Raw genomic sequence first — 25,139 nt, 5'->3', positions numbered from 1 at the left:
TAAGCCGGTCATCTCCTCCTTTAGACTTTAGTGTCTGCGAAAGTGGAACTACGTTCAGTATAAACAGAATATTGTGATTCTTCTCCCCCCAAATGGGTGATTTTTTCTGCATACTAGCATTCTACTTTTTAATAATTTCTATGTCATACTTTTGTACCATTCAATTTAGCGCTCAATTTGATAGAATATTCTTACTAGTTCTCCATAGTACCTATGTGTTATGATTCGACCAAACAACAAGTAAGAAAGTGCTCACCGACCCTGGATAACCGACATAGAATTCAATAAAACGCGTTTACTACTAATGGGAACTGTTCTTAATTGGGAGACTAAGAAGTACATCCTTATCTGGGCACCTTGGATGTATGGAGTCAGTGGTGCAACCGGCCTCATTTCAGTTGAACGTCTTTAATGAAATGTGCTCTTTAATCTATGGGAGGAGGCTATACTTTTGATGAAAATTGTATTGGTGTACGATCAAACAATCATTCGTAAAGGGTTAATCTCGATTCTATCACTGCAGGATACAATGGAGGTAACTGGGGAAGCTAGCAACAAGCAAGAAGCACTTATTCTGATTCAGAGAGAAAAACCAGATTTGACTATTATTGATTTTCAATTAGGAAAAGAGTGTGGATTAGAAGTGATTACCGAAGCAAGACAAGTAGGTTGCACCTGCAAGTTCGCCATCCTTACTTATTCGATAGAATTGTTGTCTTTCGAACGCGCAAAGGAAACGGATGTGGACGCCTATATATCGCTTGAATCACATCCAGATGAGCTCATTTATGCAATTCAAATGGTTCATAGGGGAAGGAAGTATTACGACCCGGATATCATAGATCTGCTGATGCAGTCACAGAAGAAACCACGAATGGATAACAGCCTCGTGAGTCTCCTTACCTCTAAAGAGAGAGAGGTATTGCAAAAAATCGGAATTGGATTTTCGAATAGACAAATAGCCCAGAGTCTATACATCTCGGAAAACACAGTAAAAAAACATGTCAGCCAAGTCTTATCAAAATTGGACCTTTGTGATCGTACACAGGCCGCGCTCTATGCGAACGAAACAGGATTTGTGCAATATAAGCATGAAGTGCCGGTTTAGAATTGGGTGTCTGGTTCCAAAACGATTTAGATTATACCGGAATAGGACAAGTCCCTTTGTGTCATTCGTGGCGTAGGGGGATTTTTTTGTTTTCGTTATTTGTTATCCGTGAAGTTTGATTGTGATATAGTCTTTTAATTCTTGTTATGTGTTTACTACCACGCTTCTTTTTCTTCAAAGTTAGTGAGGTGGATTCGGGTGATGCGCGAGAGAGTTTGAGCGGTCGCATGGAGGATTCGAGCGGTGCTCGCGAGACTTCGGGCGGTTGGTTCGAGCGGGATGTCTAAGTTAATAGAGAATGTCTCCACGAAAAATGAAAAAGCTGCCTAGGCATGAAACATCATGCACGGGAAGCTTTTCGAATGTTTTTCTGTATTCATCTAAGTGTTTATTACGCCATCTTCATCCTTCTATAATGCCTGATGATCATCAACACAGTCCCCCCTGCCACAAGTGCAGTACCAAATAATATCATTTTAAATATATTTGTCGATGTGGCAGGCAAGCTGACCCCGGCTAATGATGAACCGCCGCTATCAATTTGCCCTAGTACCATAGCTTGAACTGCCGGGGTATCTTTTCCTTCTGCCGTAAAAGAGAAAGCAAATGCTGACTGAAGTCCCTGAAAATCATTTCCAAGGTGCTCGGGAAAACGAATAGTAATATCCAGATTCTCCTCGCTGCCACTGGTAAGTTCTCTTGCGGGGAGTGACTTAAATTCAGCCAATTTGCCTTTATACAATTCCTTGTCTTCGGCTTTTATTTCCAGCAGCAGCTCGTTAAATAGCTTTTCTTCTCCGTTGTTTTGTACCTGCATTTGGTAGTCAAAATCTTTGTTGCCGTTTTTGACTGTAAGGGTTCGAGGCGCCCAATCACCAGGTTTCATATTACCGATATCAAATAAATTTTCTTTGGGTGAAAGGATGATGTCTATATCATTCTTGTCCGTGTCGTTTTCACCCTCTGCGGATACGCTCGTTACAGGCAAGAAATATATTCCACCTATCAATAAAAGACACGGAATCAGTCGAAACAGTTTGCTCATGGTAGTAATACCTCCTTACATATCTTGGCGATTGATTTAAGTAGAACTTTCCCCGCCATCTTCCCCCGCTATCTTCACCTTTTTTTTCGGAGTCAATTCAATTTCTCCAAGTGCTCTCCAAATCGTAAATGCCGAGTAGAGTAGCAGCAAGAAGCCAGGTATTAACAGTAAAAGCGCACCATTCTTGGACTTAGAAAAGTCAATGAAGTAACCTGCGTAGGGCAATGTAAAACCGGTATACTCCGCTACCACATTGCCTGACAGTACTGGATTCATGTCCTCAGCATTATTGTTGTCACCTTTTGTCCGGTAAAGTACTGAGTCTCCACTTTTAACCACCTCAGTAATTCGGTGTGTGATCAAGATATTTCCTTCTTCTTGGAATGTGATGACATCGCCCGCTTTAAATTTGGTTTTATCTTCGGGTTTCTGTACAGCGATTAGCGAGCCGGTTTGAATTCCCGGTTCCATGGACCCCGACAGAACTGTTTTTATTTGGTAACCGAAAAGTTCTGGCTCGCCACCAGAGATTTTCGTGATGACTACTATGGAAGCTACACTAATTAACAGAACCATCAATATGCCGGAGATGAGGCTACTTACCGTCTTCATTATTTTCTTCTTTTTCATTAACTTCTTCTCTCTCATTTGTATCACCCTCTGCTTTCAATATGTTTTTTGCCGGTTCTACAATAGTATTTATTTCATCGACTTTTTTAGCGCTTTCTTCTGGAACCTTACTTTCTACAGAATCCTGATCAGCCGGTTTCTGTTCTTCAACGTCAACTACAGGCGTTTCCTGCTTACCCTCTGCGTTGATATCCGAATCTGCCTTACCCTCAACATTCTCTGTTTCGTTTGTCTCCTCAGTTTCCTGATCAGTTGCTTTATCATCTTCTATTGCTTCTACCTCAGGCTCTTCAACTTCGTTCTTGCAGTCGACCATTATTTCTTCGCTCGATAGCGCATCAGTATCGTTTTCTCCTCTAGGCTTCTCAACTTTTTGCACAGGGTTGATAATGATTTCTTCGCCCGTTACAGCATCCATTTCAATTTCCTTACCGCATTGATCAACCGAAACTTCCCATTCACCGGCTGTGATCGTCTGTGAGACTCCCGACTGACTACTGAGAAATGCGGAAGTATCAGACGACATATAACTGATGCCAAAAATGGTTACATAACATATGAGTGCTATTTTTGAAACTAATAAAAGACTTTGATTTTTTTTCCTGAATGTGCGTATTCGCTTGATACTCAACCAGATCCCGCCTTTCATAGTAATATCGCTGGAACTATCTTAAATATATTTCTCAACATATAAAAAAGTTATAGATAGAGAAATATATATAAGGTATAGCACCGGCGATCTGATTAAATAAAATGAAGGAGGAGAAGTGCTCTCCTCCCGGGATATCGATTATTTTGTCGAAACTCCAGCTGTTTGCTTTGCATCAAATTTCCATTTCAGTTCTAAGGTAGCGCCTTGGTAAGCATTTTGGTCTTGATTATTTTCATTGAATCTAATCTTTACGTACATTTTATCATCTGTACCAGCCTTGATCCCGTCTACTTCTCCACCCTGCCATCCTAACCATCCTTTAGGTGATGTATTATCAACGGCATCTTGCGATAACGCTTTTAATTCACTTAGCGTCTTGGATGCAATCACATTGCTAGCTCCAAGGATACTGCTTTTATCTTCGTTTTTCAGGAATTCCACCACAATGTGATCTCCAAAACCTGCTACCGATTCAGTAAAATCAGTAGTCAAAAAGACTTTTGAAATATCAAGGCTACCACTGTTTTCCAGTTTGAAAGTGCGATGTATCGAGTCACCAGGCTTAATTTTATCTACATTGATAATTGTCTCAGGGTTCAGCGTTAAATCTAGAGTACCTGCAGCAAAGTTACTCGTCATTGTTTCCACATCATTGAAATAAGCATACGTTCCTCCACCGATCATACTTACAGCCAATGCTCCAGTTGCGATACCCATTGCTAGTTTCTTTTTAATACTCATTTTTAATTTCCTCCAATTAGTTTGTATTTTTTTGTTTTTGTTGAATGCGTGTACTTTGTTCTTCCCTGCGACTTGGAAGAAATTATTTTCTTCTTCAATCTTAGGTATGAGTTCTTTTTAACCTGATAAAGCAGCAGTGATCGCATGTACCATTCTCATAGCAAGGCAGCTAATACAGATTCTAGGTTTTACACTTCGTATGGAATAGCTTCTATTCCACTACTAGAAGATTGTGACTGAATCACTTTATGCATGCTTCGTTCCTCAACCTGTAAGTAGCGTTAATAGAGGAAGAATGCAATCTTCTTTAATAAATCCTTCTTACAGGTTTAAGTGTTCCTTTATGCTTATCTCCTCCGATAGGTTTCACTATATTTGTTGTGAAAGTGGAACTATCCTTAGTATAGACAGAACATTAAAGTTCCTCTCACCTCGAAAGGCTACTCTTTTGGCAAGTTGATATTCCACTTTTGGTAGTTTCTATGTTACACTTTCGTACCATTCGATTTCACATTCATTTTGGAAGAATGTTCCTACTCATTCTTTTATAGGTATCCAACAACAAAGAAAATCCCCTCAAGTCTCAAAGGACTCAAGGGGCATGTAATTGTAATGAAGAGCAGAATTTAGTACCTGTTATCAAATCTCCTTCGTCGACACGAGTTCGTGGACGCGCCATTCGTCATGAACTTTTTTCACTAGGGAGACCGTTGTAAACTTTTTAATTTTAGAGCCTTCCGGATAATGGATGACAAACTCCTCTGTTGATGTAACCTTCCATGTGTCGACTCCGGCTTCTTCCACCTTTTCCACACTGGAACTTACCAATTGTTCTGTAATCCCCTTGGACTCAAGATAGTCAATATAATCCCTTGCTTCTTTTTTTCGAGGTCCATCGTTCGTCATCAGTTGTTCTATATATGAAAAATCCCGGGCATTGATGGCCTCGACACTCATACTGACGTAATGAAGCATAAATGACTGTAGCTCATCTTTTAACAGACTCTTCTTTTCCGCTAGTACCGCGTCAGCGCTTGGCTGATGCAGCGTTCCCGAACCGGGAAGGGTGGTTGTCACATCTACGTTCGACCCTGTGCGAATTGCGTTTTGCACAAACCACTTTTGCTTGCCCTCGTCATAAATGAGTTCTACTTCAGTAACATGAACGACCTCACTCAGAAAAGGTGTTTCGGAAAGAGAATGCTCATCATCCATGAACTTAAACGTTGCATGGATGGAAATACCTTGGTCTGAATCATCCAGTACATTCACCGAGTTTTCATCGACATTCAATTCGTCGAGTTTTCCAGTAACATACCTGTTACTGTCAATTAGCGGGGTAAGGATGTTCTGTTGTAGTAGTTGATTTAATGACGCCGTTGTCGTTGTATAGACAGCTGTACTCCTTTTCGCTTTCGATTCGATATACTCTTCCCCGTATTGCTTTAACGTGTCCATTACTTTTTCCAATTCCGCTTGTGTAAGGACATCGGCCCTCATCACCTGATGTTCACTTTCAATCACTGTTTCGTTTGTAGTCACTTCTCCCCATGGGTATTGCGCGACGACTTTCGCCTTTTGCAAGCCGTCAAATAAAATCGGGCCAATCTCCGTTGTTACGCCATATTCGTCAAAAGGGATTATTTCATCATTAATTACTACGTAGACATCCTTCATGAGAGTCGATGAATAGTTAGCTAGTTCAAATACAGCATTGCCGAACGGCAAATCTACATTGATCAAGGAAGGTGTGTCTTTTTCATTGAATAATGACAGTTCGCTCTTAGCCGTTCCTTTCCCAAACTTCCCATTAAGGGTTGTTTTCACTTCGTAAACACCCGGTGTTAGTGGGCCGAATGTGACTGAATCCTTTTTCTTTTTTTCTTCTCTCATTTCAACCCCATTGAACACAAACGCAAGGCTATCTATCGGTCCATCATAGAAAGCATATTGATCGACTGCTTCCACTATGTATTGATTGAATAGACCTAGATATTTGCCTTGTTGCCGAACAGAAGTAAGTGATTGTACGGTTTTTTTCCCTTCCTCTTTGACGAGTTTCATCATTGCAATCGCTTCTTGCATGCTGATTGTACTGCCATCTTCATGGACAACGAGAGACTGAAGACCCTTGGTATCCTCATTGGATATGGCTTTTTCAAACCTTTTGGACGTGGCTTCTTGTGAATAATGGGTATTTGCCCAAACAATGAAACCAATTAGTAGGACGGTCATTGCTGCGATGATTCCATAGGTCCCTTTTCGTTTTTTTGATACAGGTTGTTTAGGTACAACCGTTTCTTTGTGAAGCCTTGTCCCGCAATTTCTACAGACAACGTCTTCACTTTTCATTTGTCCCCCACATTCCTGACAAAATTGACTCATTCGCATTCGCTCACTTTCCGCTGTAACAGCGACAATTTCAAATAAACTCACTAAAATATGGATTATTTTTCAACATCACAATTCGAGGCAAATCTTTTTTATGAAATTTCCACTTCCAGCGGTAAACAAAAGAGAAGGCAATTAGTTCTATCTCTATAGTAATAAACATATAGAGACAAACGAGGCCTTCTCTTATTCTTTAATCTAAAATAGTTATTTATTTATCTACTTGCAAATCTATTCTTCAATAAACCACCAATTGCGAAGCAGATCGACGCCATTGCAAATGTAATTAGGAAAGAAGGCAAGATTGAGGAATAGATGGTAATGATCGTACTTTCTTGCTCGGCAAAAACTTCAAGCTTGATTCTGCTTGCTACACTTATAACCGTCATGACAAGCGCATAGATTCCACCGAATAAAAGGATTTGCTTTATTTGCGGCTGGTTCGTTTTGAATAAACGGAACCCCGCATAGATGAGCAATACAGCCGGCAAAAGGAAACTCAGTTTAATAAGTATCGGAAGCGTTCCATCCGTCAAAACCAATGTATTTAACATTTCTTCAAGTTCATAATCGTCCGCAATCGACTTTTGAATGCCCTTGGCGCTACTAAATAGATTAATCGCAATGGAATGGGTTCCATCCAACAATTCCAACTTAAATGCCAGCGGATTGAAATGAGCCAAGTGCATGATCCAAATGGACGCATGTGTTAACACTAATGGTAATACCACTGCAATAATTGAGGCAGTTTCAACGCCTATATATTCACTTATATCCATTGCGGAAATTCCAACTATAGAAACGACAACGAAAATGACTGCGATTAGGAGCATTGAATACACCGTATACTGTACATACTGCTTTTTCGCATGTAAAAACACGAAAATACTCTTTCCGTAATACGTCAAATAGGCCGATAATCCCGTAACGATCAGTGACAATAAAAGTCCGGTTAGTAAAGCATCAAAGAATGAGAATTTCAATACAGCTTGGATTGACAGACTATCGTCGTAGATCCCATTTGAACCCATACGGAATTTCACTCTTGAGTTTATAGCGTTAATCACTATAAAAATCGTGTAAATTCCTGAGAAAATAATAAGCGGTTCAACCAATGACGATTTCGATTTTCTTGACAAATACCCTAAAACTGCCCCTACAATGAGCAGAATCACAATTGGGACAATCAAACCGGCGAGCAACAGATTTTTCTGTTGGAAAAATACTAGCATTGATTCGCCAAACGAATTGGCTTCCAAATCAAACTTCGTATTTATATTATGAAGTAGCGTTACAAACGTTGTGATGCCGTAAATTGTAGGTATCGATACTGACGTACCTGATTCTGCCCTAATTTGCTCTTCAAGAAAACTTAAACTCCGCAACTCTTTTGCTGATACCACTTCGCCTTCTGTCTCTTCAATGAAGTCTATAAACTGTTGTTCAGCGAAGTTCATGACAGCCCCGGCACTTACAAGAACGAGAACAATCGCTAGAACCGCTGCAATCAAAGCATTCTTCACTTTACTTTTCGATAAAAAACGGCTCGAATTGAACGTCGGTAAATCAAGCGTCCGCGTCGGATTTTGAATCGCTTGGATGACACTTTGCGTAGAGTTCAAACTAATACCTGATAACCCCCCCCCGCAATGAAGGCAATACTGTGCAGATGAAGCAACTTTTCCGCCGCAACCCGCACAAAACTCTATTTTCGACCGATTTGCTTTGCCGTTTAATTTTGTATCCAGTACGGCTCCGTCTGCTGTACAATAATTATTGTAATTGGGATGATTTGTCCCACATTCATTACAAAACAATCCGTTTCCCCCTATCCTTGGATGACAGTCCCGCAGCATGGACAAAATGCTGCCGTTTCCGGAATGTCCTCATTGCATCGCAAGCAGACTTTTGTCTCTTCTTCTACCTTTATTTCAATATTGACTGCATTTCCACAGGAGCCGCAAAACTTATCGCTTGGTTGAGCAGGGTTTTTACAATTCGAGCACAGATTTGATTGACTTGCTTCAACCTGGAGTTGTTCAAGATTTTTGGATAGCTCATAAATCTCTTTATCAACCTGTTCAATTTGCGAGGAAATTTCCGTGAAATCTTCATCGTGCACAAGACCGAACCGCACTTTTTTATGAATGCTGTTGCCAATTTCCACGATGCTCTCCAATCGTTTTTGTCGCAACTGATCGATTGCCTGACGGAGCTGGCTCGCTTCTTGCACTGTCTGCATCTTTTGTTTACCTTGTTGCAGCGTATCTTGTAGTTTATTCAATCCGCCGCCGATTTTTGTTTGTATTGTACTCAACAAAACTTCCCCCTCGTTTAGTATTTATCTCGATTCGTGTCTTTGATATGAATTTCCACAATTTCAAAGTGACCGGAAGAAGTCTTAACCAGATCATATTCTTTAAGTCGATCATAGGTGGTCGTTTGACTAAGGTGGTTTTCAAATAAGAACGTTTCACGGACTTGCAACTTTATAAGATCGCCTTCCACTATGCCAGCTGTTACTTCATTCGTCATAAATTCATACCAATAATACGTACTATCCGCTTCCGTAATAAATTCTTTCAACTCACCATACGCTTTCCCAGATGGTTGTAAATAGGATTCGATATAACCGAAACTTCGGTTATTGAGTGCGTCTTCATAGGCATTTCGGAAATTGATATAACTCTCGGAAGCTTGGCCGATCAACTCTTTGTTTTCTTCCGCTTTTTCTGCCTGCGCCATTTTTACTTGCTCTTTTTCATGGGCTTCTTGTTCCGCTTTTATGAGCGAAGGAAAAGCGAAAGAAATCGAATCACCTGGCTTTCCACTGATTTTTTCGGACGCTTCCGTTTTATCACCTTCGATTTTTCGAACAGCATGGAACGTAGCCCCTTTTCCAAAAACCGGCTCAATTGTTCCGACCTCCTGAATTGACTTTTCAGTAGATTTCCCATCCACATACAGGATGCTGTCTGGCGATTTCCCATCAAATTCGATGGAGTAGGCTGTATTCAGTAAACTGATTGTCGCTGATTCTGAAAATAGCACACGGTCGATTTTTGCAGTGCCTTGTGACGCAAAGAAGGTATTTTTCCCATTCAGCGTTACTGTGTACTCGTCCGGTAATACTTTATTGATCGTAATCGGTTTACCATCAAGCGGAAACGCCTCACCGGCAATGGTCAACGTAGTATTCGTAAGATCCGTATCAATCACCAAAGACTGCGACACCGGTTCAATCAAAGCTCTCGGGTAAAAATAAAGCCATTTATCATGCTTGATGCGAAATACTTCGATTCCATGATCATCCAGCACAATTTCCGTCAATTCCGTGTCTTTCACTCGTTCAACAGCGTCAGACAACTCCGCGTAGAATTCGGGCAAGAAGTCATTATTTAAATTCTTCGTAAAGCTCCCTTCTACATAAAGGACACCCTCAGGAACAGTCAATTCCGTAAATAGAGCCTTACCGTTTTCATCAATGATTGCATTGTAAATATTTCCCAATTGTTTAGTACTGTCAGTTACATGAGATAAAATAAGATGAGTACCTATCGATAACCCACATAGCACTGCAATGATTGAAAGTAGAACTTTCGTTTTCAATGACATGGGTTCCCGCTGTTTCGCCTCGTGTTCTGTTGATGAAACTGAAGTCAAATCTGGTACAGGTGTCCCGCATGCTGAACAAAAAACTAGCCCCGGAGAAAGCTCACCTCCGCACTTCTTACAAAACTTTTGACACACACACTTCTCTCCTTTATTTATAGTAAATATTGGATGATTCCAATATTTATTACAGTCAAACTTTTTAGTCTTTTGAAGTCAGTTATAAGAATATTTACCTATTACATTGGGAGTCTATAGTCTCCCTCTGCCAATAGATTCTGTAATTGGATGACCATTGTTTAAAATAAGCTGAAGTAGAGGGGAAATAGTTGGGTACCGAATTGGGACAGTCACTCAGTCTATTCTGAAGCTATTGTGATAATACCCCTAATTGGACATCAAAAAAAAACAGCTTCCATGACTTGTAAACCAGTGGAGCTTTATTTGCTATTATCGACTGACGAAATGGAGTTTTCTGTTTATTTCCACAGTTATTACAGTAATATTCACCTTCGAACTAATTACTCAAATGACTTAATATAATCAACATTATATTTTTCAACAAACATTTCAAAACAATGTCCCCTTTCCTTCCCTTTTACTCTATATAGAGGGTGAAAGGAGGTGATTACATGGCAGCAACAATCGAATTTCAACAAGCATCGGGTCGCGTATTCTTCGACGGTGGTTTGACAGAGGACGGTAAGCTTATCCGCAAAGCGAAGACATACCGCTACATCAAGGAAAATGCGTCAGCGGAGAACTTGTACCAAGCGCTGGAGCAACTGGGTCGTCTCTCAACTTTGCCGTTCATCGGAGCGGACATCGTGGAAACATCGAGTTTGATTAACTAATCAATTAACTAATCGAAAAAAGGAGGGATGAAAAATGGCTAAAACACTACAATTGAATTTCAACACAGCAAGCGGAAAAAGGGTGAGTTTGTCGGTGGATGAACCCCGCGCAGATTTGACGCCGCAAAGCATTGAGGCGGCGATGCAGGAGATCATTGCTGCGAATGTATTCGAAGTTAACGGCGCGCCACTCGCATCAATTGTTAGCGCTCGGGTTATTGAGCGAAATGTAACAGAACTTGTAAACAGCTAACAAGCCACAACGACCGGTTCACCAGTTTTCGGACTGGGGACCGGTTTTTCATGTTTATAGAGAGGAGGAAACGAGATGGAACAATGGATGAGTCTCATACAGGAAGTCGGTTTCCCGATATTCGTATCATTCTATCTTTTGCACCGGCTCGAAACAAAACTCGTCGCAATCCATGATGTGTTGGTTTCTTTGAAAATGCAGTGAATGTTAATCATCACTCATCAACAGAAATTTGAGTTGGGCTACTCGCTCGTGTTGTAGAGTTTGGGCGGTTGAAATCCATATTCGAGCGGTCCACCCCAGCGATTGAACGGTTACAATCCATATTTTTAAAGAAGGAGGGAATACATGTTTATTAAACCATGCGAGGGGCGTGTCACATCAGCTTTCGGTTACCGCATGCATCCGATTACACATTTTCGAACGATGCATTTTGGTGTAGATTACGGAAATACGCCATCAAACAATAAAATTGTTGCTGCAGCTGCTGGGAAAGTTAGTTTTTCTAAGTCTACAAATGGTTATGGAAACACGGTTATGATTGTCCACTCAATTGGTGGAAAGACGTTTGAAACCGTGTATGCACATCTACAATCTATCGGTGTGAAAGTCGGACAGTCAGTCAAACAAGGTGAACGTATCGGCATGAAAGGGACGACGGGGAATAGTACAGGAATCCATCTTCATTTCGAGGTCCACGTCGGTCGTTGGAATAACAAATTTACGAATGCGGTCGATCCGAACCGTTATATAGTGGATTTTGAAGTGGAGAAAATACAAAGCTTGCTTGTCAAAGTGGGTTACAAGATCGCTGTAGATGGACTAAACGGGCCCGCTACAAAGGCTGCGGTTATGTCGTTTCAGAAGGCATCGGGTCTTGTTGCAGATGGGGTTTTTGGGAAGCTGACGACAACTGCTCTTGCTAAAGCATCGAAAGATTATGTGGCACCAAAGTAAAGTTCGCGTGATAAAACCCAATTTCTCATATAAATGAGGAATTGGGTTTTGTTGGATACTTCAGAAGTAGCTACGCTCGACAAAAAAAGGGCTGTATGGAAAAGTCCGAATACACGTGACTTTTCCATGCAGCCTCTCTTTTATTTCAATTCATCTAAAGTATCAAATAAGCAATCGGCGTCACTATAATAAGGGTTAAGATAACGCGCACAACCCACAGCATGACGAGCTGAGGAATTGAAATTGGAATCTCTGTTGATACAACACAAGGGATGAATGCCGAGAAAAAGATGATGCCCGAGATAGAGACAACCGCGACGACAAACTTCACGATGAGGACAGATTCCGTCACCAATAATGCGGGTAAGAACATTTCCGCAATCCCAAGTGCACTTGCCTTCGCAACGAGCATCGGTTCCGGTAGCTGTAAGGCTAATGTGAACGGATAAAAGATATATCCTATCCAGTCAAATACAGGCGTATATTCCGCCAACACCAATCCGAGTAAGCCAACCGACAAAATGGATGGGAGGATCGCCATCGCCATAACCAGACCGTCCCTTACATTCACACGGATATTCTCCAGTAAACCTGGCGCATTCGCCACTGTTGCTTTCGCTTCGCTCCACGCTGCCACAAAACGACTTCCCGTAATTTCAGTTTCGGGTTGCGGAGTTGCCCCCTCATAATAGTCATCTTTTATTCTGGATAATGGCGGAAGTCTTACGGTGATGGCTGTTACTGCAAATGTTACGACGAGTGTCACCCAGAAAAAAGTGTTCCACATTTCCATCAATCCTAATGTTTTAGCGACAATGACCATGAACGTTGCCGAAACGGTTGAGAAGCCAGTCGCAATGATTGCCGCTTCCCTCGCCGAATATTTTCCTTCTTTATAGATACGGTTGGTGATGAGAAGCCCTAACGAATAACTGCCAACAAAAGATGCAACAGCATCTATTGAAGAACGACCCGGTGACTTCCAAATGGGGCGCATAATCGGTTTTGCCAATACACCGACAAATTCGAGGAATCCATACCCTACTAAAAGAGCAAGGAAAGCAGCACCAATCGGAACGAGTAGTCCCACAGGTATTACGAGTTTATCGAATAGAAATGGCCCCATATTCGGATCAAATAACCATGCCGGACCAAACTGAAAGACGAGCATTATCCCGACAATTAACCCAACAATATTGAACAACGAAAAAACGGTGTCAACATTGGACTTCTTCCATTTTCCCGATACAAATGGGTAGACGGCACCCGCTGTAATTATCGCCAGTGCATAATAAGGCAAAGCAGGTGTAGCATACGTTTGGATAAATGTGACGATATGATCTAGCATTATGGAGTTTTTCTCCGCTATGGTAACGGGAATAAAGAACATGAAAGCGCCAATAATGCTATACACAAAGAATTTCCACATTTGCGGAGCTTTTGTTACTTCTATCTGTCTGTTCACCTCTTGGTTTGTCGTCATACTTATACCCCTTCCCTCTTCCCCGAATTCTTCATCAATGCTGTTTATTTCAACTGACTCACGCGACCAGTAACAAATTGCAACCACCCATAAACCCCAACCTTAACCGTTTCCGAAACCGCGGAATCTTTGCTGGGATCCAAACAGACAAAGTCAATATGCTCAACAGCTTCATGCTTGCCGATCGTAAGCAAAGTATCAAACAGCTCTATCGCAGTCATCCCGCCTGGTGTAGATGCCGGAACGCCCGGCGCCACGGATATATCCAGCACGTCCATGTCTACAGTGACATACACGCAATCTACTTCCGCAGATAATTGTTGAAGTGCTGCTTGAATCGTTTCAATTATGCCCTGCATGCGAGCTTGTTTGAGAGTCACCATTTGAATATGATGCTGCTTGGCATAGTCCACGAGCGGTTTTGCATTATAATAGCCGTGCAACCCGACGTTGATGATATGCTTTCCCTTAATCACGCCGCCCTCAATCAGTTGCCGAATTGGCGTTCCATTCGCCGGACCTAATTCTGCCGGATCTCGTACATCCAGATGCGTATCCAACTGTAAAATTCCGATTGTTCGCTCTGGATGAACCCCCTTAATCCCTCGAATGGCACATGCTGTCGTCGAGTGATCTCCGCCAATCATGCAGGTCAACGTATCCGGATAGCTAGCTACAAGAGAAGCCGTTGCTTCTTGAATCCGTTGATGAGATAACGGGATATCCGTCGTATGCATCTCTACATCACCTGCATCTACAACTCGAAAAGCACTTAAGTCGATATCTTCATCTAAATTATAAGTGGCGAAGCTTTTCCACAATTTTCGAAACTCATTCGGGTACAATGAGGCACCCGAGACACTAATCGATGACCTAGAAAGCGGCGAACCATATAGAATGAGATCCGGTTTAGCTTCTCCATCGTTCAGTGGCTGAACCCATTGATGCACATGTGTCACTTCTTGTCCTGCTACATTCCACGACCATTCAGGTGCTTGAAGCCATCTCTGCTTCATTTCCCCACCACCTGCACGCCTTTTTTCCACACAGATTTTACATGATTCACACCAAAGAAGTACTGGATTTCTTGATAGTTTTTCGCATTCCATAGGACGATATCCGCTTGTTTGCCCACTTCAAGAGAACCCACCTTATCTTCACATTGAATGGCGCAAGCTGCATTATACGTGGCCGCTGTTAGTGCTTCAGCAGGTGTCAATCGCATAGAAATACAAGCTAAGTTCATAACGAGTGGCATGGACGTTGTTGGAGATGAACCGGGATTACAGTCCGTAGAAATGGCGACAGCAACGCCTTCGTCAATCATTTTCCGCCCGTCTGCTGCTTGCTCACGCAAATACAGCGCGGTTGCAGGAAGCAAGCAAGCAATCGTGCCTGCTTTCGCCATTGCCCGGATTCCTTCATCGGAAGCTTTTAGTAAATGTTCCGCCGAAATGGCACCGACCTTTGCTGCAAGCTCTGCCCCACTGTATGATTCAATTTCATCGGCATGAATTTTTGGAATTAATCCCAAACGTTTACCGGCTTCCAATACGCGTTCTGATTGTTCAGGTGTATACACGCCTTTTTCACAAAACACATCGTTAAATACAGCAAGCTTTTCTTCGGCAATCACAGGCAACATTTCATTTATGATTACATCGACAAATTCGTCTTCCCGCCCTTTGTATTCAACCGGAACAGCATGCGCCCCCATAAAGGTCGGCACGATATCGATGGCATGTGTTTCCTGCAAGGTCTTCATCACACGAAGTTGTTTCAACTCCGTCTCCAAATCCATTCCATAACCACTTTTCCCTTCGACTGTCGTAACCCCGTGTTCAAGGAACAAATCGAGGCGTCGAGTCGTTTGCTCAATCAATTCCGCTTCCGATGCAGCGCGTGTCATCCTCGTTGTCGCATGGATTCCGCCGCCCGCATTCATAATATCCATGTATGTCGAACCTTCTAAACGCATCTCAAATTCACGTTCACGACTGCCTCCATAAGCAACATGCGTATGGGGGTCCACTAACCCAGGAGTCACTAGATGGCCCGTAGCGTCTACAATTTCCGCCTCAAGTAAACGGTCTGCATAGCGCTTTTCAAGATCGATTGTTGATCCAACCGCTTGAATAATGCCGTCTTCAATCCATAAACTGCCGTCTTCTAGTATGCCAAGTTCGGACATCGCTTCTTTTGAGCGAGGTCCTTTCTCGGCGGAAGTAAGCGTCGCTAGCTGAGCTGCATGTTTAATAAATAGCGGTTTTGTCATTGTGGATCATTTCCTTTCGCAAGCATTGGAATATTAACGCCTTTTTCACGAGCCGTTCGTTCAGCAATTTCATAGCCCGCATCCGCATGGCGTGCAATGCCCATTCCTGGGTCTGTCGTCAATACACGCTCAAGTCGAATTTCTGCTTCTTTCGTTCCATCTGCCACAATAACCATTCCAGAATGAATTGAATAACCCATGCCGACACCGCCACCGTGGTGCAATGAAACCCAAGTTGCGCCGCCAACTGCATTGATCATGGCATTTAAAATCGGCCAATCCGCAACAACGTCTGATCCGTCTTTCATAGCTTCTGTTTCACGGTTCGGAGAAGCAACAGATCCTGAATCCAGATGGTCGCGACCGATGACGATTGGTGCACTTAATTCACCGCTTGCCACCATATCATTGATGATTTTCCCGAAGCGCGCGCGTTCCCCGTAACCAAACCAACAAATGCGAGCTGGTAGTCCTTGGAATTCAATTTTGTCCTGTGCCATACGAATCCAATTGCATAAGTGTTCGTTATAGCTGAACTCACGTAAAATCGCTTCATCTAATTTATAAATATCCTCCGGATCACCTGACAATGCAACCCAGCGGAAAGGACCTTTCCCTTCGCAAAATTGCGGACGAATGTAAGCCGGAACAAACCCTGGGAAATCGAATGCATTTTCTACGCCTTCATCTTTCGCGACTTGGCGAATGTTATTGCCATAGTCAAATGTGATTGCCCCTCTGTCCATCAAATCAAGCATCGCCTGAACATGTACCGCCATTGACGTTTTCGCCAGTTTGACATATGCTTCCGGATCATTCGTACGCAAGACCTCAGCGTCTTGTAGTGACATGTTTGTAGGGATGTAGCCGTTTAATGGATCATGTGCGGACGTTTGGTCTGTTAACACATCGGGCGTGAAATTGCGCGCAATCATTTCAGGTAAAATTTCAGAAGCGTTGCCGAGCAAGCCAATGGATAATGCTTTTCCTTCTTTTTTAGCTTCCTCGGCCAGACGGATGGCTTCATCCAATGAATCTGTTTTCACATCTGTATAACGCGTTTCAATGCGGCGATCAATTCGAGTCTCATCCACTTCGATGCCGATACAAACGCCGCCCGCCATCGTTACTGCAAGCGGTTGTGCGCCACCCATGCCGCCAAGTCCTGCTGTTACAGTAATCGTTCCTGCCAAACTACCATTAAAATGTTTTTTCGCTAGCTCTATGAATGTCTCGTATGTGCCTTGCACAATGCCTTGTGAACCGATGTAAATCCAGCTTCCCGCCGTCATTTGCCCATACATCATTAACCCTTTTTTATCGAGTTCATGGAACGTCTCCCAGTTGGCATACGCCGGAACGATGTTTGAATTGGCAATGAGAACGCGTGGTGCATCGGTATGTGATTTAAAAACAGCAACCGGTTTACCCGATTGAACGAGTAATGTTTCATCATTTTCTAGTGCTTTAAGCGATCTTACAATCGCATCAAAGCTTTCCCAGTTCCGAGCGGCTTTCCCGATCCCACCATAAACGACTAGTTTATCAGGATGCTCTGCCACTTCGGGGTCCAAGTTATTCATCAACATACGTAGAGCTGCTTCTTGTCCCCAACCCTTTGTATTCAATTCTGTCCCTCTATATCGAATCACTTTTTCTGCTGCAACCGCTTTCATAAGTAACGCCCCCTGTTCTTTAATGTATTCATTATATGGGGAAAGTTCAGTTAATAATTTATGATTTATTGACTATTTTAAGTTTAATAACTCAAAAGTTATCCTAATTTGTTTATTTTACGTTTTGTTGCACAAAAAACATCCATTTCACTTTATGAAATGGATGTCAGTTGTTAATGCCCGTGCGATAAGTGTAAGGGGTGCATTTTTCTATTTGCTTAAATTTCGCTGTAAAATAGCTTTGGTGTACATAACCGACCAAACGAGAAATTTCCTCCATCGACAAATCGGTTTCCTGAAGCAGGCGCTTTGCTTCTTGTATGCGTACGTTATGTAAGACTACACGAAACGATTGCTGTGACTCCACAGAAAATCGACGACTTAATGTACTTTTATTAATGCGTAAGGAAGCCGCGCAGTCGCCTAGTCCCCATTGAGCGTCCCAGTAATTCGATTCAATCAGAGCCTTTGTTCTTTCTACAAGGGATTGCTCGCCTTCTCGTAAATACAAGTTTGCGGTTTCATCTGATATGAGGCGGGTTGTGAAAGCAAGCAATTCCTGCACCATTTCGTAAATGATTGGACTTTGGAAGATTGTTTGGAATACCGCATAATAGGCTGCTTCCCATTCATCCGTTTGCAATTTATAAGATTTCATATACCGCCGGATTTGTGCAAGGACACTTGTTAGACGAACGCGGACCATTTCCGGATCAGGGTACGGTCTTTTATAAGTCAGGAATTCTTTTTCAACCCAGTCACGGATCCCTTTCGCATTCCGTTTTTCCAACATTTCAATCCATTCCCGCTGTTCAAGCGGCGTGAGGAACGGATCCATCGGCAACCAATGGACTTGCTCGTGATCCGTCAAAATAATGTCATAGCCTTCGAAAAAGATTTCCTCTGTTCTATTTTTCGTTTGGACATACGTTTCTTTAATGGACTGGGAGGATGAAGGCTCATGACACACAATGGCCAGCGGTTCCCCTACTTGCTCCTTCCATTGCACAAGAAACGTACGGTATTCCTCCTGGAACAAGTCTCGGTCCACTAAGTCATGGACACAAAGGACAAATTCAGTCAATGCAAAAAACTGAATCTTTTTGGTAAATGGGAACCGTTGCAATGCATCGTAGATTAAAGGCAATGCCTCCAATTTTTTCGGTAGAAAAGCGGACATCGCAATCGACTCAGTATGCATCCGTTCCAAAAAGAACAAATCGGCATAGTCAATCGGTGCATCCGTATTTACAGCACTAAGCCTGATTGCGTTCTCACGCTGCTTATTTCTCAACTGATAGCGGACTTGCTGCACTTGTTTAATTAAATCCGTTGGAGAAAATGGCCGAAACAACACATCCTCTGCATGAAAGCGCAGGCCACGATAAGCAGTTTGAAAAATTCGTTCGGAGGAGATCCCGATCCAGCGAATCGTCACTTTCTGCAACAAATCTTCAATGCCTTCGTTTTCATAGGTCCAAGCATCCATATCCAATAACAGTAAATCGGGCGGGTCGTTTTCAAATTGGCGGACATACGCTTCCAACGTACTAAAAGTCGTCATAACTGCACCAGACAAATGGGTTTCAATGATCCATCGAATCCCTTCTGCTTCCAGTCTGTCCTTTGCTACTAAATGGATTTGCAAATAAATCACATCACTTTTATAAGTAGTTTTATATTTTTAAAAATCGAGTGTAGATAATGAGATTTGGTTATAGTTCTAATTATATACGCTGTTTTTTCTTTTGAATAGGAGGGGATATGATCTGCGGTGTGTAGTTCACAACTATACTGCTATACTTAGCCGGGTTCGTTGCACGCTTTACGAAGTTAGTTGGACATCTAGTGAGCTAACTGCGGACTCCCAGATTCGACTACTGGGTAAAAGACTTCATTATATTCCTTTTTATGTATTAATTAATCAAAATTACTATATGAAAAATAATTATATTATTTTTAAATTGTATAAGGTATACTTTAAGTAATCTGTTTTTTCACTCACTTCCTCTTGTGATACCATGCAGATTAAATGGAAAAAGTACGATGAGAAACCATCGATAATCGTCCTATTATTCACAAGGTAATTTCCTTAATTCGGTAAATAAACATACACTCGATCTTATAAAACCATTACAAAAAAAGGGAACGGTGCTCATTTGGATCTTATCACAAAAGATTTGCTCATCAATTTTCTGTTTATCCTACTAGCTCTCTGTTTATTACAAGTTCTACATATAGCTAACTATGCTTACCGTTCCAGAGAGTTACAAAATTGGCAAATCGCTTTATTCCCTATTGTCTTTCTGGTATTGTGTATGGTTTTTCCCGTATACGCAAATGAAAATAACTTTTTGGATTTACGCTATGTTCCAATTATTTTAAGTGGTCTATATGGTGGTTATAAACTAGGCTTGATACAAATTGGTGTCGTTCTTCTTATTAGTTTCTCAATGCTAGGGACGAGCTTTTATACAGCATCTGTAGTACTTATTTTTACCGGAATTGCAACTTGCATCCTTTCCAAATATTATTTGAAAATGAATTTGAAGCAAAAACTTTTACTTTCAGTGACACTATTGGTCATTGTTCTGACGACTCGTCAGTTAATAGAATTCTTTTTTTCCACGGGTTATATAACAGGTTTGTTTCTCGTGGTGTTTTATAGTATTAATATAGTGGGAATTATTATTTCAACAATCCTATGGGAAGCAATTTATAGTTTCTCTAGTTCATTGAAAAACGTGATTAAGGCAGAAAAACTCCAAATGGTTCACCACTTGGCGGCTAGTATTTCACATGAAGTTCGGAACCCACTCACAGTTAGCAGAGGGTATATTCAATTATTATCTAATGATGTCTCCCCTGAAACAAGAAAAGAATTCATTAGTATTACTTTAAATGAAATAGATCGAGCTACCGATATCATCAATGATTACTTAACCTTTGCTGAACCAGCCTCAGGTAAAAATGAAGAGATCAATATTAATGAAGAAATACAACAAGCTGTCGATGTGATTTGTCATTTAGCAACAATTAACGGAATTGAAATAGAGCAAAAAATATACAATCCAGAGAAAATCCATTTTATGTCGCTTGGCGAAAGAAAAAAATTCCAACAATGCTTGGTTAATGTTATGAAAAATGGAATAGAATCAATGAATTCAAATCAAGGAAAACTTCAAATTCACTTGTCCGGTTTCCAAGATACAGTAAAAATTGATATTCGAGACCAAGGTATAGGAATGTCAACAGAACAAATGAATCGTCTTGGCCAACCCTATTTTTCAAATAAGGGAACAGGTACGGGGCTTGGAATGATGGTTTCTTATAGTATCATCAAAGGCATGAATGGTACCATTCATGTAAGCAGTGAACTCGGTAAAGGTACATGTTTTAGATTAATTCTCCCAGCCTTCCAACAACAACAAATGGAACTACAAACAAAGTGAAGGTAAGTATACTTTGTTTAATTTGTTCGATTGATGTTGAAGGAGGAACATTTCCCAGGTTCACGTAAATCATTGGATTAGAAAAAAATAAGCGTCCGTTAAACTATAATGATTAGTTTACGGACGTTCTTTTTTTATAATACTTTTAATACACGTCATTTCATGTCTTGCATGGCTTGTTGATTGACGCGATCCATGAAGTCATGAATCACTTGATCCCCATTTTTTCCACCACCGAGTTTTAGCATGGCACGCCCTACAAAATTGATGCCGCGGTTCGAGCCCGAGTAAATCAAATTTGTCTGTGTTTCACTTACTTTTTCCAATGTAAATCCTAAAGTCATTTCAAATGCACGTGCCAGCTGAAATTGAATTCGCTTATGCTTTCGATTGACTGTGTCCTCAAATTCCGTAATTTCCACCACATACGTTTCTTTTCGTTTCCCTTCTTCATAGGTTTGATTGTAAGTTGAGCCTGTCATTTCAGGTTTTTTTTCAATCCAGCGATTCTCCAATACTTTTGGCATAATACGTGTTGCCTGTTCTTCTTCAAATAGAGCCCATATGACATCAATTGGGGCATCAATCAGTCGTTCTTCTCTCCAAATCATTCGTCTTGCTCCTCTCTCCCAGTTTGGATAAATGCTTCAATATCCAATATCTTTTGTTGTTTTAATTCCATCTCAATCTGTAAACTTTGTTTCTTTTTCAGTAAAAGTTCTTCCAAATGCTCAAACGACTCATCACGCATGACATCTTTCATTTCCTGAATGGTACAGCCGAAACTTCGAAGTTTTTGCAACAACACTGCCAGAAAAAATGAACCGTCGTCATAATAACGGTAGTTGTTGGATGAATCCACGAATGCAGGTTCCAGTAATTGTTCCTGCTCATAATAGCGTAGGGTTTCCTTGCTCAATCCTGTCATTTCGCTGAATTCGCTTATTTTGTACATGTAATTCCTCCCCTAATGAAATCTTAAAGGATAGGGTGCACCACTGAGTCAATTGAAGTTTGCAGGAAGTAGTACCTGAATGAAAAAAATTCGTCAGACAGACACTTATTTTAATTATTTTATAATAAAATTGTAGCGTATTTACCGGATTTTTTCACGCACAGGTACCTAAAACCATAAAAATAATTGTTTATCTCCTTTGTAAGGGGGGTGGACACTTGCTGCTGTGTTTAACGCTTTGGTGGTTTCGTTGGAAACTTCATTGTTTGTTGGACACTTTCCGGGCTTGGTTGGACATCCTAGTGAGCTACCCTAAACTAATCCATTATCATTACTACCGTGTTTGCTCCTACTACGCAGCTGCGCGCCTCGCGCAATCACCACTTCATAAGACTCCGGCATACCCTAAATCAGTACTCTATCTATTTCAATCGAAAAAAAAGGAACGCCCCATGAGGACGTTCCTTTTTACGCTTTATGCCTATAGTGTTTTGTTTTTGATATATTCCATACCTTGTGGTGTAATCGCTAAAACCAGATTATCCGAACCTTGCCCGCTATCCACGGCATATTCCTTTTCGATCAGTTGTTCAATCGCCAGTTTGCTATTGACATCTGCTTGTACCATTGCTCTGGGCAATGTATAACTTCCTCCATTATTCGCAAAGTGATAGTCGTAAAGACTCTGTAACAGTACATCCGCGAGTTTATGTCCTTCTTCATTCATCATGCTTAAATCCCTCTCCTCTCTATACACATTTCGACAGAAGAGATGGGAATCCTTCTTTACTAAACTACGCAGGTACGCGCTCCCCCAATCGCCACTTCATAAGGTTCCGGCATATCCTAAATCAGTACTCTATCTATTTCAATCGATGAAACAAAAAGAACGCCGCATGAGGATGTTCCTTTTAAATGTATAATGCCTCCAGTACATTGTTTTTGACATAATCCATACCTTGCAGTGTAATCGCTAAAACCAGATTATCCGAACCTTGCCCGCTATCCTCGGCATATTCCTGTTCGATCAGGTATTCAATCGCCTGTTTGCTATTGACGTCTGCAAGTACAGTTCTGGGCAATGCATAACTTCCTCCATCATTCGCAAAGTGATAGTCGTAAAGACTGTGTAACAGTATATCCGCGATATCATTTCTTTCTTCATCCGTCATACATTAATCCCTCCTCTTTACATCATCAATTCGACAGAAGAAGTCGGAATCCTTCTTTAATTAACTAAGAAATTTCCATTCTCTGTGTATTTTTTGATAATAAACTAGTTAAAATCATATCCTATTCATATAGATTAACTTAACAAAGGGGATATTTATGATGAGAAAAAGGAAAAGTAACAAGCTCTTACTTTTTGTTCTCATATCCATATGTTCTTTACTTGTGTTGATAGGCTCTATTAATTTCCTGTTTTCGCCGAGCTATCAATCTAAAAAAGTAGTCGAAGCGTTTTATGCGCATGAACAAATAGGTGACTTTGCTGATTCTTGGGAATTGCTTCACCCTTTAATGAAAGAGAGATGGAGCAAAACACAGTTCATGACTGACCGATTACATGTTTTCGTTGGCCATTTTGGTACCGAAACTTTCCAATTTACAATAAATGAAGATAGTAAAATCAAGGGTTGGACAATGACTGAAGAAGCACAACCATTTGATGTCGCTTATAAATTTACTGTCATTCAAACCTATGAAGGTAAATATGGAAAGTTTGGCTTCCTACAAGAAGTATATGTCGCAGAAGATGAAGGTGAGTGGTGGATACTGTGGGATTATCATTAACACGCAGTTTCCGCCAACGCGGTAGTATGCCCCATTTCCCCGCTCTAAATTTCTTATTTTTCAATGTGCTTGCCTACTTCCAATAAAATTAAATAAACTATTTTCAAATTGTTGTCCACTTTCCCTCACTTTTCTTCTATATAAAGAATAAAGGGGACATTCTTTATGACAACTTACCTTTCTGGATACGCACACTTCACAAACAAACACGATTTGGATGCTGCAACTAGGCAACATGTACTCACGCACTGGAATGAAATGAACCAAACTGAGCGGGCTGTTCTCGATATGATCCGTCGTTATTCTGTTAAATATGGTGCTGCACATTTGAAACACGAAACTATCGAAAAGGCCATTAAGAAATCCAACGCAACTGTACGACGCGCCATTCGCAAGTTAGAAAAGCTTGAAATCATCGAACGCATTCACTATATCCGCCCTGTCATGAGCGGTCTAGGCGCTAACATTTATGTCATTAAACCTACTAATGACCAGTCGAAATTGAACACCCCGAAGGATGACGAAAAGCCTTCTGTCAGTAAGGTTGAACCTGCTAAACCGCAAAACGAAGCTTTTCTTTCTAAAGCGCTAAGTACTAAAGATCTTAAAAGAACGTCTCCTTCGGAAATTGTGCCCACTACACTTTTTGGGAAGATGAAATCTCTTCTTTCTTCAACAATCGGAGAAAGTAAATTGGCACGCAACTTTTACGGCGTCTACCGGAAACAGTCCTTGCAAATGCTGAAATTCAGTATTCACGAAGACAAAGGGGATTTGTTCGAGCAATTAGCTATGCAAGCACTACGGATTTCGATTCAAACAACAAAGCTTAAAAACATTAGGAATCTACCTGGCTATTATTCAGGCGTCTTGCGCGAACTCATCGACAAGGCTTTGTTTAGTGAGGCATTTATGGATTATGACGTGCCATTTGAGGGGTTTTTCTATCGGTGAAATAAATAATTGAGGTACGTTTTCTGAGAATTCAAAGTGCATCGGAAATCTGAGGAGATGAGTTGAACACAGGATACGAATAGTTAGGCATCTACGGGGTTTGGTTGGGAACTTAGCTGAGTTCGTTGGACAGCTCTGGGCTTTTGTTGGACAACTCCTAGATTTTGCTGGACCCACGGGGTATGCCCAATCAACCCTTGGATTCAACAACATAAAAGAGAATAGATACGGATCTATTCCCTAGTCTATACGTATTTAATTGTAGTGAATTGACTAAACAACATCACGCACAACTACCTAAATGATT

The 25,139-nt window shown here is 41.3% G+C and carries 25 protein-coding genes and 1 riboswitch; of the genes, 8 read left to right on the top strand and 17 right to left on the bottom strand.

Annotation, left to right across the window (positions count from 1 at the left end; translation table 11 throughout):
• Window positions 1–316 precede the first annotated feature (316 nt).
• A riboswitch (cyclic di-GMP riboswitch) is annotated at window positions 317–398 on the top strand.
• A 56-nt stretch (window positions 399–454) separates the two neighbouring features.
• Entirely contained in the window at window positions 455–1,108 is a 654-nt protein-coding gene (locus AC1TO6_RS14835) for a LuxR C-terminal-related transcriptional regulator (protein ID WP_482102397.1), read from the top strand.
• Between the two features lie 391 nt (window positions 1,109–1,499).
• Here AC1TO6_RS14835 and AC1TO6_RS14830 read toward each other — a convergent pair whose 3' ends face one another.
• From AC1TO6_RS14830 to AC1TO6_RS14795, 8 genes are all read right to left on the bottom strand, one after another.
• Complete coding sequence (locus tag AC1TO6_RS14830) at window positions 1,500–2,153, bottom strand: hypothetical protein (RefSeq protein WP_482102396.1); 654 nt, start codon at window positions 2,151–2,153, stop codon at window positions 1,500–1,502.
• Window positions 2,154–2,189: 36 nt separating this feature from the next.
• Window positions 2,190–2,783, bottom strand: coding sequence for a signal peptidase I SipW (gene sipW, locus AC1TO6_RS14825; RefSeq protein WP_482102395.1), 594 nt, complete (start codon window positions 2,781–2,783; stop codon window positions 2,190–2,192).
• Window positions 2,749–3,414, bottom strand: coding sequence for a hypothetical protein (locus AC1TO6_RS14820; RefSeq protein ID WP_482102394.1), 666 nt, complete (start codon window positions 3,412–3,414; stop codon window positions 2,749–2,751). Before AC1TO6_RS14820 ends, sipW begins: the two co-directional genes overlap by 35 nt.
• A 159-nt stretch (window positions 3,415–3,573) precedes the next feature.
• Window positions 3,574–4,176, bottom strand: a complete 603-nt coding sequence (locus tag AC1TO6_RS14815) for a TasA family protein (RefSeq protein ID WP_482102393.1) — start codon at window positions 4,174–4,176, stop codon at window positions 3,574–3,576.
• Between the two features lie 639 nt (window positions 4,177–4,815).
• On the bottom strand, window positions 4,816–6,528 hold the full coding sequence (locus tag AC1TO6_RS14810; RefSeq protein ID WP_482102392.1) for a TcaA NTF2-like domain-containing protein: 1,713 nt from the start codon (window positions 6,526–6,528) through the stop codon (window positions 4,816–4,818).
• 254 nt (window positions 6,529–6,782) lie between these two features.
• Entirely contained in the window at window positions 6,783–8,384 is a 1,602-nt protein-coding gene (locus tag AC1TO6_RS14805; RefSeq protein WP_482102391.1) for a hypothetical protein, read from the bottom strand.
• Between the two features lie 11 nt (window positions 8,385–8,395).
• Window positions 8,396–8,884 (bottom strand): zinc ribbon domain-containing protein, encoded by a 489-nt coding sequence (locus AC1TO6_RS14800; protein WP_482102390.1) that lies wholly within the window; start codon window positions 8,882–8,884, stop codon window positions 8,396–8,398.
• A 17-nt stretch (window positions 8,885–8,901) separates the two neighbouring features.
• Window positions 8,902–10,317: a TcaA NTF2-like domain-containing protein gene (locus AC1TO6_RS14795; protein WP_482102389.1), complete on the bottom strand. Its 1,416-nt coding sequence runs from the start codon at window positions 10,315–10,317 to the stop codon at window positions 8,902–8,904.
• A 494-nt stretch (window positions 10,318–10,811) separates the two neighbouring features.
• Here AC1TO6_RS14795 and AC1TO6_RS14790 point away from each other — a divergent pair, with 494 nt between their 5' ends.
• The 4 genes from AC1TO6_RS14790 (at window position 10,812) to AC1TO6_RS14775 (ending at window position 12,243) form a co-directional block, all read left to right on the top strand.
• On the top strand, window positions 10,812–11,033 hold the full coding sequence (locus AC1TO6_RS14790) for a DUF1659 domain-containing protein (RefSeq protein ID WP_482102388.1): 222 nt from the start codon (window positions 10,812–10,814) through the stop codon (window positions 11,031–11,033).
• A 34-nt stretch (window positions 11,034–11,067) separates the two neighbouring features.
• Window positions 11,068–11,286, top strand: coding sequence for a DUF2922 domain-containing protein (locus tag AC1TO6_RS14785; protein WP_482102387.1), 219 nt, complete (start codon window positions 11,068–11,070; stop codon window positions 11,284–11,286).
• Between the two features lie 75 nt (window positions 11,287–11,361).
• Window positions 11,362–11,490 carry a YvrJ family protein gene (locus tag AC1TO6_RS14780; RefSeq protein WP_082786727.1) on the top strand — a complete coding sequence of 43 codons (129 nt, stop codon included), beginning with the start codon at window positions 11,362–11,364 and terminating at the stop codon, window positions 11,488–11,490.
• Window positions 11,491–11,634: 144 nt separating this feature from the next.
• A complete protein-coding gene (locus AC1TO6_RS14775) occupies window positions 11,635–12,243 on the top strand; it encodes a peptidoglycan DD-metalloendopeptidase family protein (protein WP_482102386.1) in 609 nt (202 codons plus the stop codon).
• Between the two features lie 154 nt (window positions 12,244–12,397).
• On the opposite strand, the gene AC1TO6_RS14770 is transcribed toward AC1TO6_RS14775, so the two are convergent.
• The 5 genes from AC1TO6_RS14770 to AC1TO6_RS14750 all read right to left on the bottom strand — a co-directional run bounded on the left by AC1TO6_RS14770 (window position 12,398) and on the right by AC1TO6_RS14750 (window position 19,325).
• Window positions 12,398–13,726 carry a YjiH family protein gene (locus AC1TO6_RS14770; protein WP_482102385.1) on the bottom strand — a complete coding sequence of 443 codons (1,329 nt, stop codon included), beginning with the start codon at window positions 13,724–13,726 and terminating at the stop codon, window positions 12,398–12,400.
• Window positions 13,727–13,770: 44 nt separating this feature from the next.
• Window positions 13,771–14,742, bottom strand: a complete 972-nt coding sequence (locus AC1TO6_RS14765; RefSeq protein ID WP_482102384.1) for an agmatinase family protein — start codon at window positions 14,740–14,742, stop codon at window positions 13,771–13,773.
• Complete coding sequence (hutI, locus tag AC1TO6_RS14760) at window positions 14,739–16,001, bottom strand: imidazolonepropionase (RefSeq protein WP_482102383.1); 1,263 nt, start codon at window positions 15,999–16,001, stop codon at window positions 14,739–14,741. Before hutI ends, AC1TO6_RS14765 begins: the two co-directional genes overlap by 4 nt.
• Window positions 15,998–17,677: a urocanate hydratase gene (hutU, locus tag AC1TO6_RS14755; protein ID WP_482102382.1), complete on the bottom strand. Its 1,680-nt coding sequence runs from the start codon at window positions 17,675–17,677 to the stop codon at window positions 15,998–16,000. The genes hutI and hutU overlap by 4 nt, the downstream gene beginning before the upstream one ends.
• A 166-nt stretch (window positions 17,678–17,843) precedes the next feature.
• Window positions 17,844–19,325, bottom strand: a complete 1,482-nt coding sequence (locus AC1TO6_RS14750) for a helix-turn-helix domain-containing protein (RefSeq protein ID WP_482102381.1) — start codon at window positions 19,323–19,325, stop codon at window positions 17,844–17,846.
• Between the two features lie 511 nt (window positions 19,326–19,836).
• On the opposite strand from AC1TO6_RS14750, the gene AC1TO6_RS14745 reads away from it, so the two are divergent.
• Window positions 19,837–21,129 carry an ATP-binding protein gene (locus AC1TO6_RS14745; protein WP_482102380.1) on the top strand — a complete coding sequence of 431 codons (1,293 nt, stop codon included), beginning with the start codon at window positions 19,837–19,839 and terminating at the stop codon, window positions 21,127–21,129.
• A gap of 155 nt (window positions 21,130–21,284) precedes the next feature.
• Here AC1TO6_RS14745 and AC1TO6_RS14740 read toward each other — a convergent pair whose 3' ends face one another.
• From AC1TO6_RS14740 to AC1TO6_RS14725, 4 genes are all read right to left on the bottom strand, one after another.
• The gene (locus tag AC1TO6_RS14740; RefSeq protein WP_482102379.1) at window positions 21,285–21,740 is read right to left on the bottom strand and encodes an SRPBCC family protein; all 456 of its coding nucleotides are present in this window, start codon (window positions 21,738–21,740) and stop codon (window positions 21,285–21,287) included.
• Window positions 21,737–22,084 (bottom strand): MerR family transcriptional regulator, encoded by a 348-nt coding sequence (locus AC1TO6_RS14735; protein ID WP_482102378.1) that lies wholly within the window; start codon window positions 22,082–22,084, stop codon window positions 21,737–21,739. The genes AC1TO6_RS14740 and AC1TO6_RS14735 overlap by 4 nt, the downstream gene beginning before the upstream one ends.
• Before the next feature lie 481 nt (window positions 22,085–22,565).
• Window positions 22,566–22,814, bottom strand: coding sequence for a hypothetical protein (locus AC1TO6_RS14730; protein WP_482102377.1), 249 nt, complete (start codon window positions 22,812–22,814; stop codon window positions 22,566–22,568).
• A 181-nt stretch (window positions 22,815–22,995) separates the two neighbouring features.
• On the bottom strand, window positions 22,996–23,256 hold the full coding sequence (locus AC1TO6_RS14725; RefSeq protein WP_482102376.1) for a hypothetical protein: 261 nt from the start codon (window positions 23,254–23,256) through the stop codon (window positions 22,996–22,998).
• 160 nt (window positions 23,257–23,416) lie between these two features.
• On the opposite strand from AC1TO6_RS14725, the gene AC1TO6_RS14720 reads away from it, so the two are divergent.
• Complete coding sequence (locus AC1TO6_RS14720; RefSeq protein WP_482102375.1) at window positions 23,417–23,878, top strand: hypothetical protein; 462 nt, start codon at window positions 23,417–23,419, stop codon at window positions 23,876–23,878.
• A 165-nt stretch (window positions 23,879–24,043) separates the two neighbouring features.
• Window positions 24,044–24,832, top strand: a complete 789-nt coding sequence (locus AC1TO6_RS14715) for a helix-turn-helix domain-containing protein (RefSeq protein ID WP_482102374.1) — start codon at window positions 24,044–24,046, stop codon at window positions 24,830–24,832.
• The last annotated feature ends 307 nt before the right edge of the window (window positions 24,833–25,139 follow it).

The sequence above is a fragment of the Sporosarcina sp. Y352 genome, assembly GCF_056786535.1.
Note: the sequence above shows the minus strand (reverse complement) of the source record. Positions and strands in the feature narration are given on the sequence as shown.

What these genes read in the sequence shown, in the direction of transcription:
- AC1TO6_RS14835 (WP_482102397.1), top strand. Translation starts at nt 455, where the DNA reads ATGAAAATTGTATTGGTGTACGATCAAACAATCATTCGTAAAGGGTTA.
- AC1TO6_RS14830 (WP_482102396.1), bottom strand. Translation starts at nt 2,153, where the DNA reads ATGAGCAAACTGTTTCGACTGATTCCGTGTCTTTTATTGATAGGTGGA.
- sipW (WP_482102395.1), bottom strand. Translation starts at nt 2,783, where the DNA reads ATGAAAAAGAAGAAAATAATGAAGACGGTAAGTAGCCTCATCTCCGGC.
- AC1TO6_RS14815 (WP_482102393.1), bottom strand. Translation starts at nt 4,176, where the DNA reads ATGAGTATTAAAAAGAAACTAGCAATGGGTATCGCAACTGGAGCATTG.
- AC1TO6_RS14810 (WP_482102392.1), bottom strand. Translation starts at nt 6,528, where the DNA reads ATGAAAAGTGAAGACGTTGTCTGTAGAAATTGCGGGACAAGGCTTCAC.
- AC1TO6_RS14790 (WP_482102388.1), top strand. Translation starts at nt 10,812, where the DNA reads ATGGCAGCAACAATCGAATTTCAACAAGCATCGGGTCGCGTATTCTTC.
- AC1TO6_RS14785 (WP_482102387.1), top strand. Translation starts at nt 11,068, where the DNA reads ATGGCTAAAACACTACAATTGAATTTCAACACAGCAAGCGGAAAAAGG.
- AC1TO6_RS14780 (WP_082786727.1), top strand. Translation starts at nt 11,362, where the DNA reads ATGGAACAATGGATGAGTCTCATACAGGAAGTCGGTTTCCCGATATTC.
- AC1TO6_RS14775 (WP_482102386.1), top strand. Translation starts at nt 11,635, where the DNA reads ATGTTTATTAAACCATGCGAGGGGCGTGTCACATCAGCTTTCGGTTAC.
- AC1TO6_RS14770 (WP_482102385.1), bottom strand. Translation starts at nt 13,726, where the DNA reads ATGACGACAAACCAAGAGGTGAACAGACAGATAGAAGTAACAAAAGCT.
- AC1TO6_RS14765 (WP_482102384.1), bottom strand. Translation starts at nt 14,742, where the DNA reads ATGAAGCAGAGATGGCTTCAAGCACCTGAATGGTCGTGGAATGTAGCA.
- hutI (WP_482102383.1), bottom strand. Translation starts at nt 16,001, where the DNA reads ATGACAAAACCGCTATTTATTAAACATGCAGCTCAGCTAGCGACGCTT.
- hutU (WP_482102382.1), bottom strand. Translation starts at nt 17,677, where the DNA reads ATGAAAGCGGTTGCAGCAGAAAAAGTGATTCGATATAGAGGGACAGAA.
- AC1TO6_RS14740 (WP_482102379.1), bottom strand. Translation starts at nt 21,740, where the DNA reads ATGATTTGGAGAGAAGAACGACTGATTGATGCCCCAATTGATGTCATA.
- AC1TO6_RS14735 (WP_482102378.1), bottom strand. Translation starts at nt 22,084, where the DNA reads ATGTACAAAATAAGCGAATTCAGCGAAATGACAGGATTGAGCAAGGAA.
- AC1TO6_RS14730 (WP_482102377.1), bottom strand. Translation starts at nt 22,814, where the DNA reads ATGATGAATGAAGAAGGACATAAACTCGCGGATGTACTGTTACAGAGT.
- AC1TO6_RS14725 (WP_482102376.1), bottom strand. Translation starts at nt 23,256, where the DNA reads ATGACGGATGAAGAAAGAAATGATATCGCGGATATACTGTTACACAGT.
- AC1TO6_RS14720 (WP_482102375.1), top strand. Translation starts at nt 23,417, where the DNA reads ATGAGAAAAAGGAAAAGTAACAAGCTCTTACTTTTTGTTCTCATATCC.
- AC1TO6_RS14715 (WP_482102374.1), top strand. Translation starts at nt 24,044, where the DNA reads ATGACAACTTACCTTTCTGGATACGCACACTTCACAAACAAACACGAT.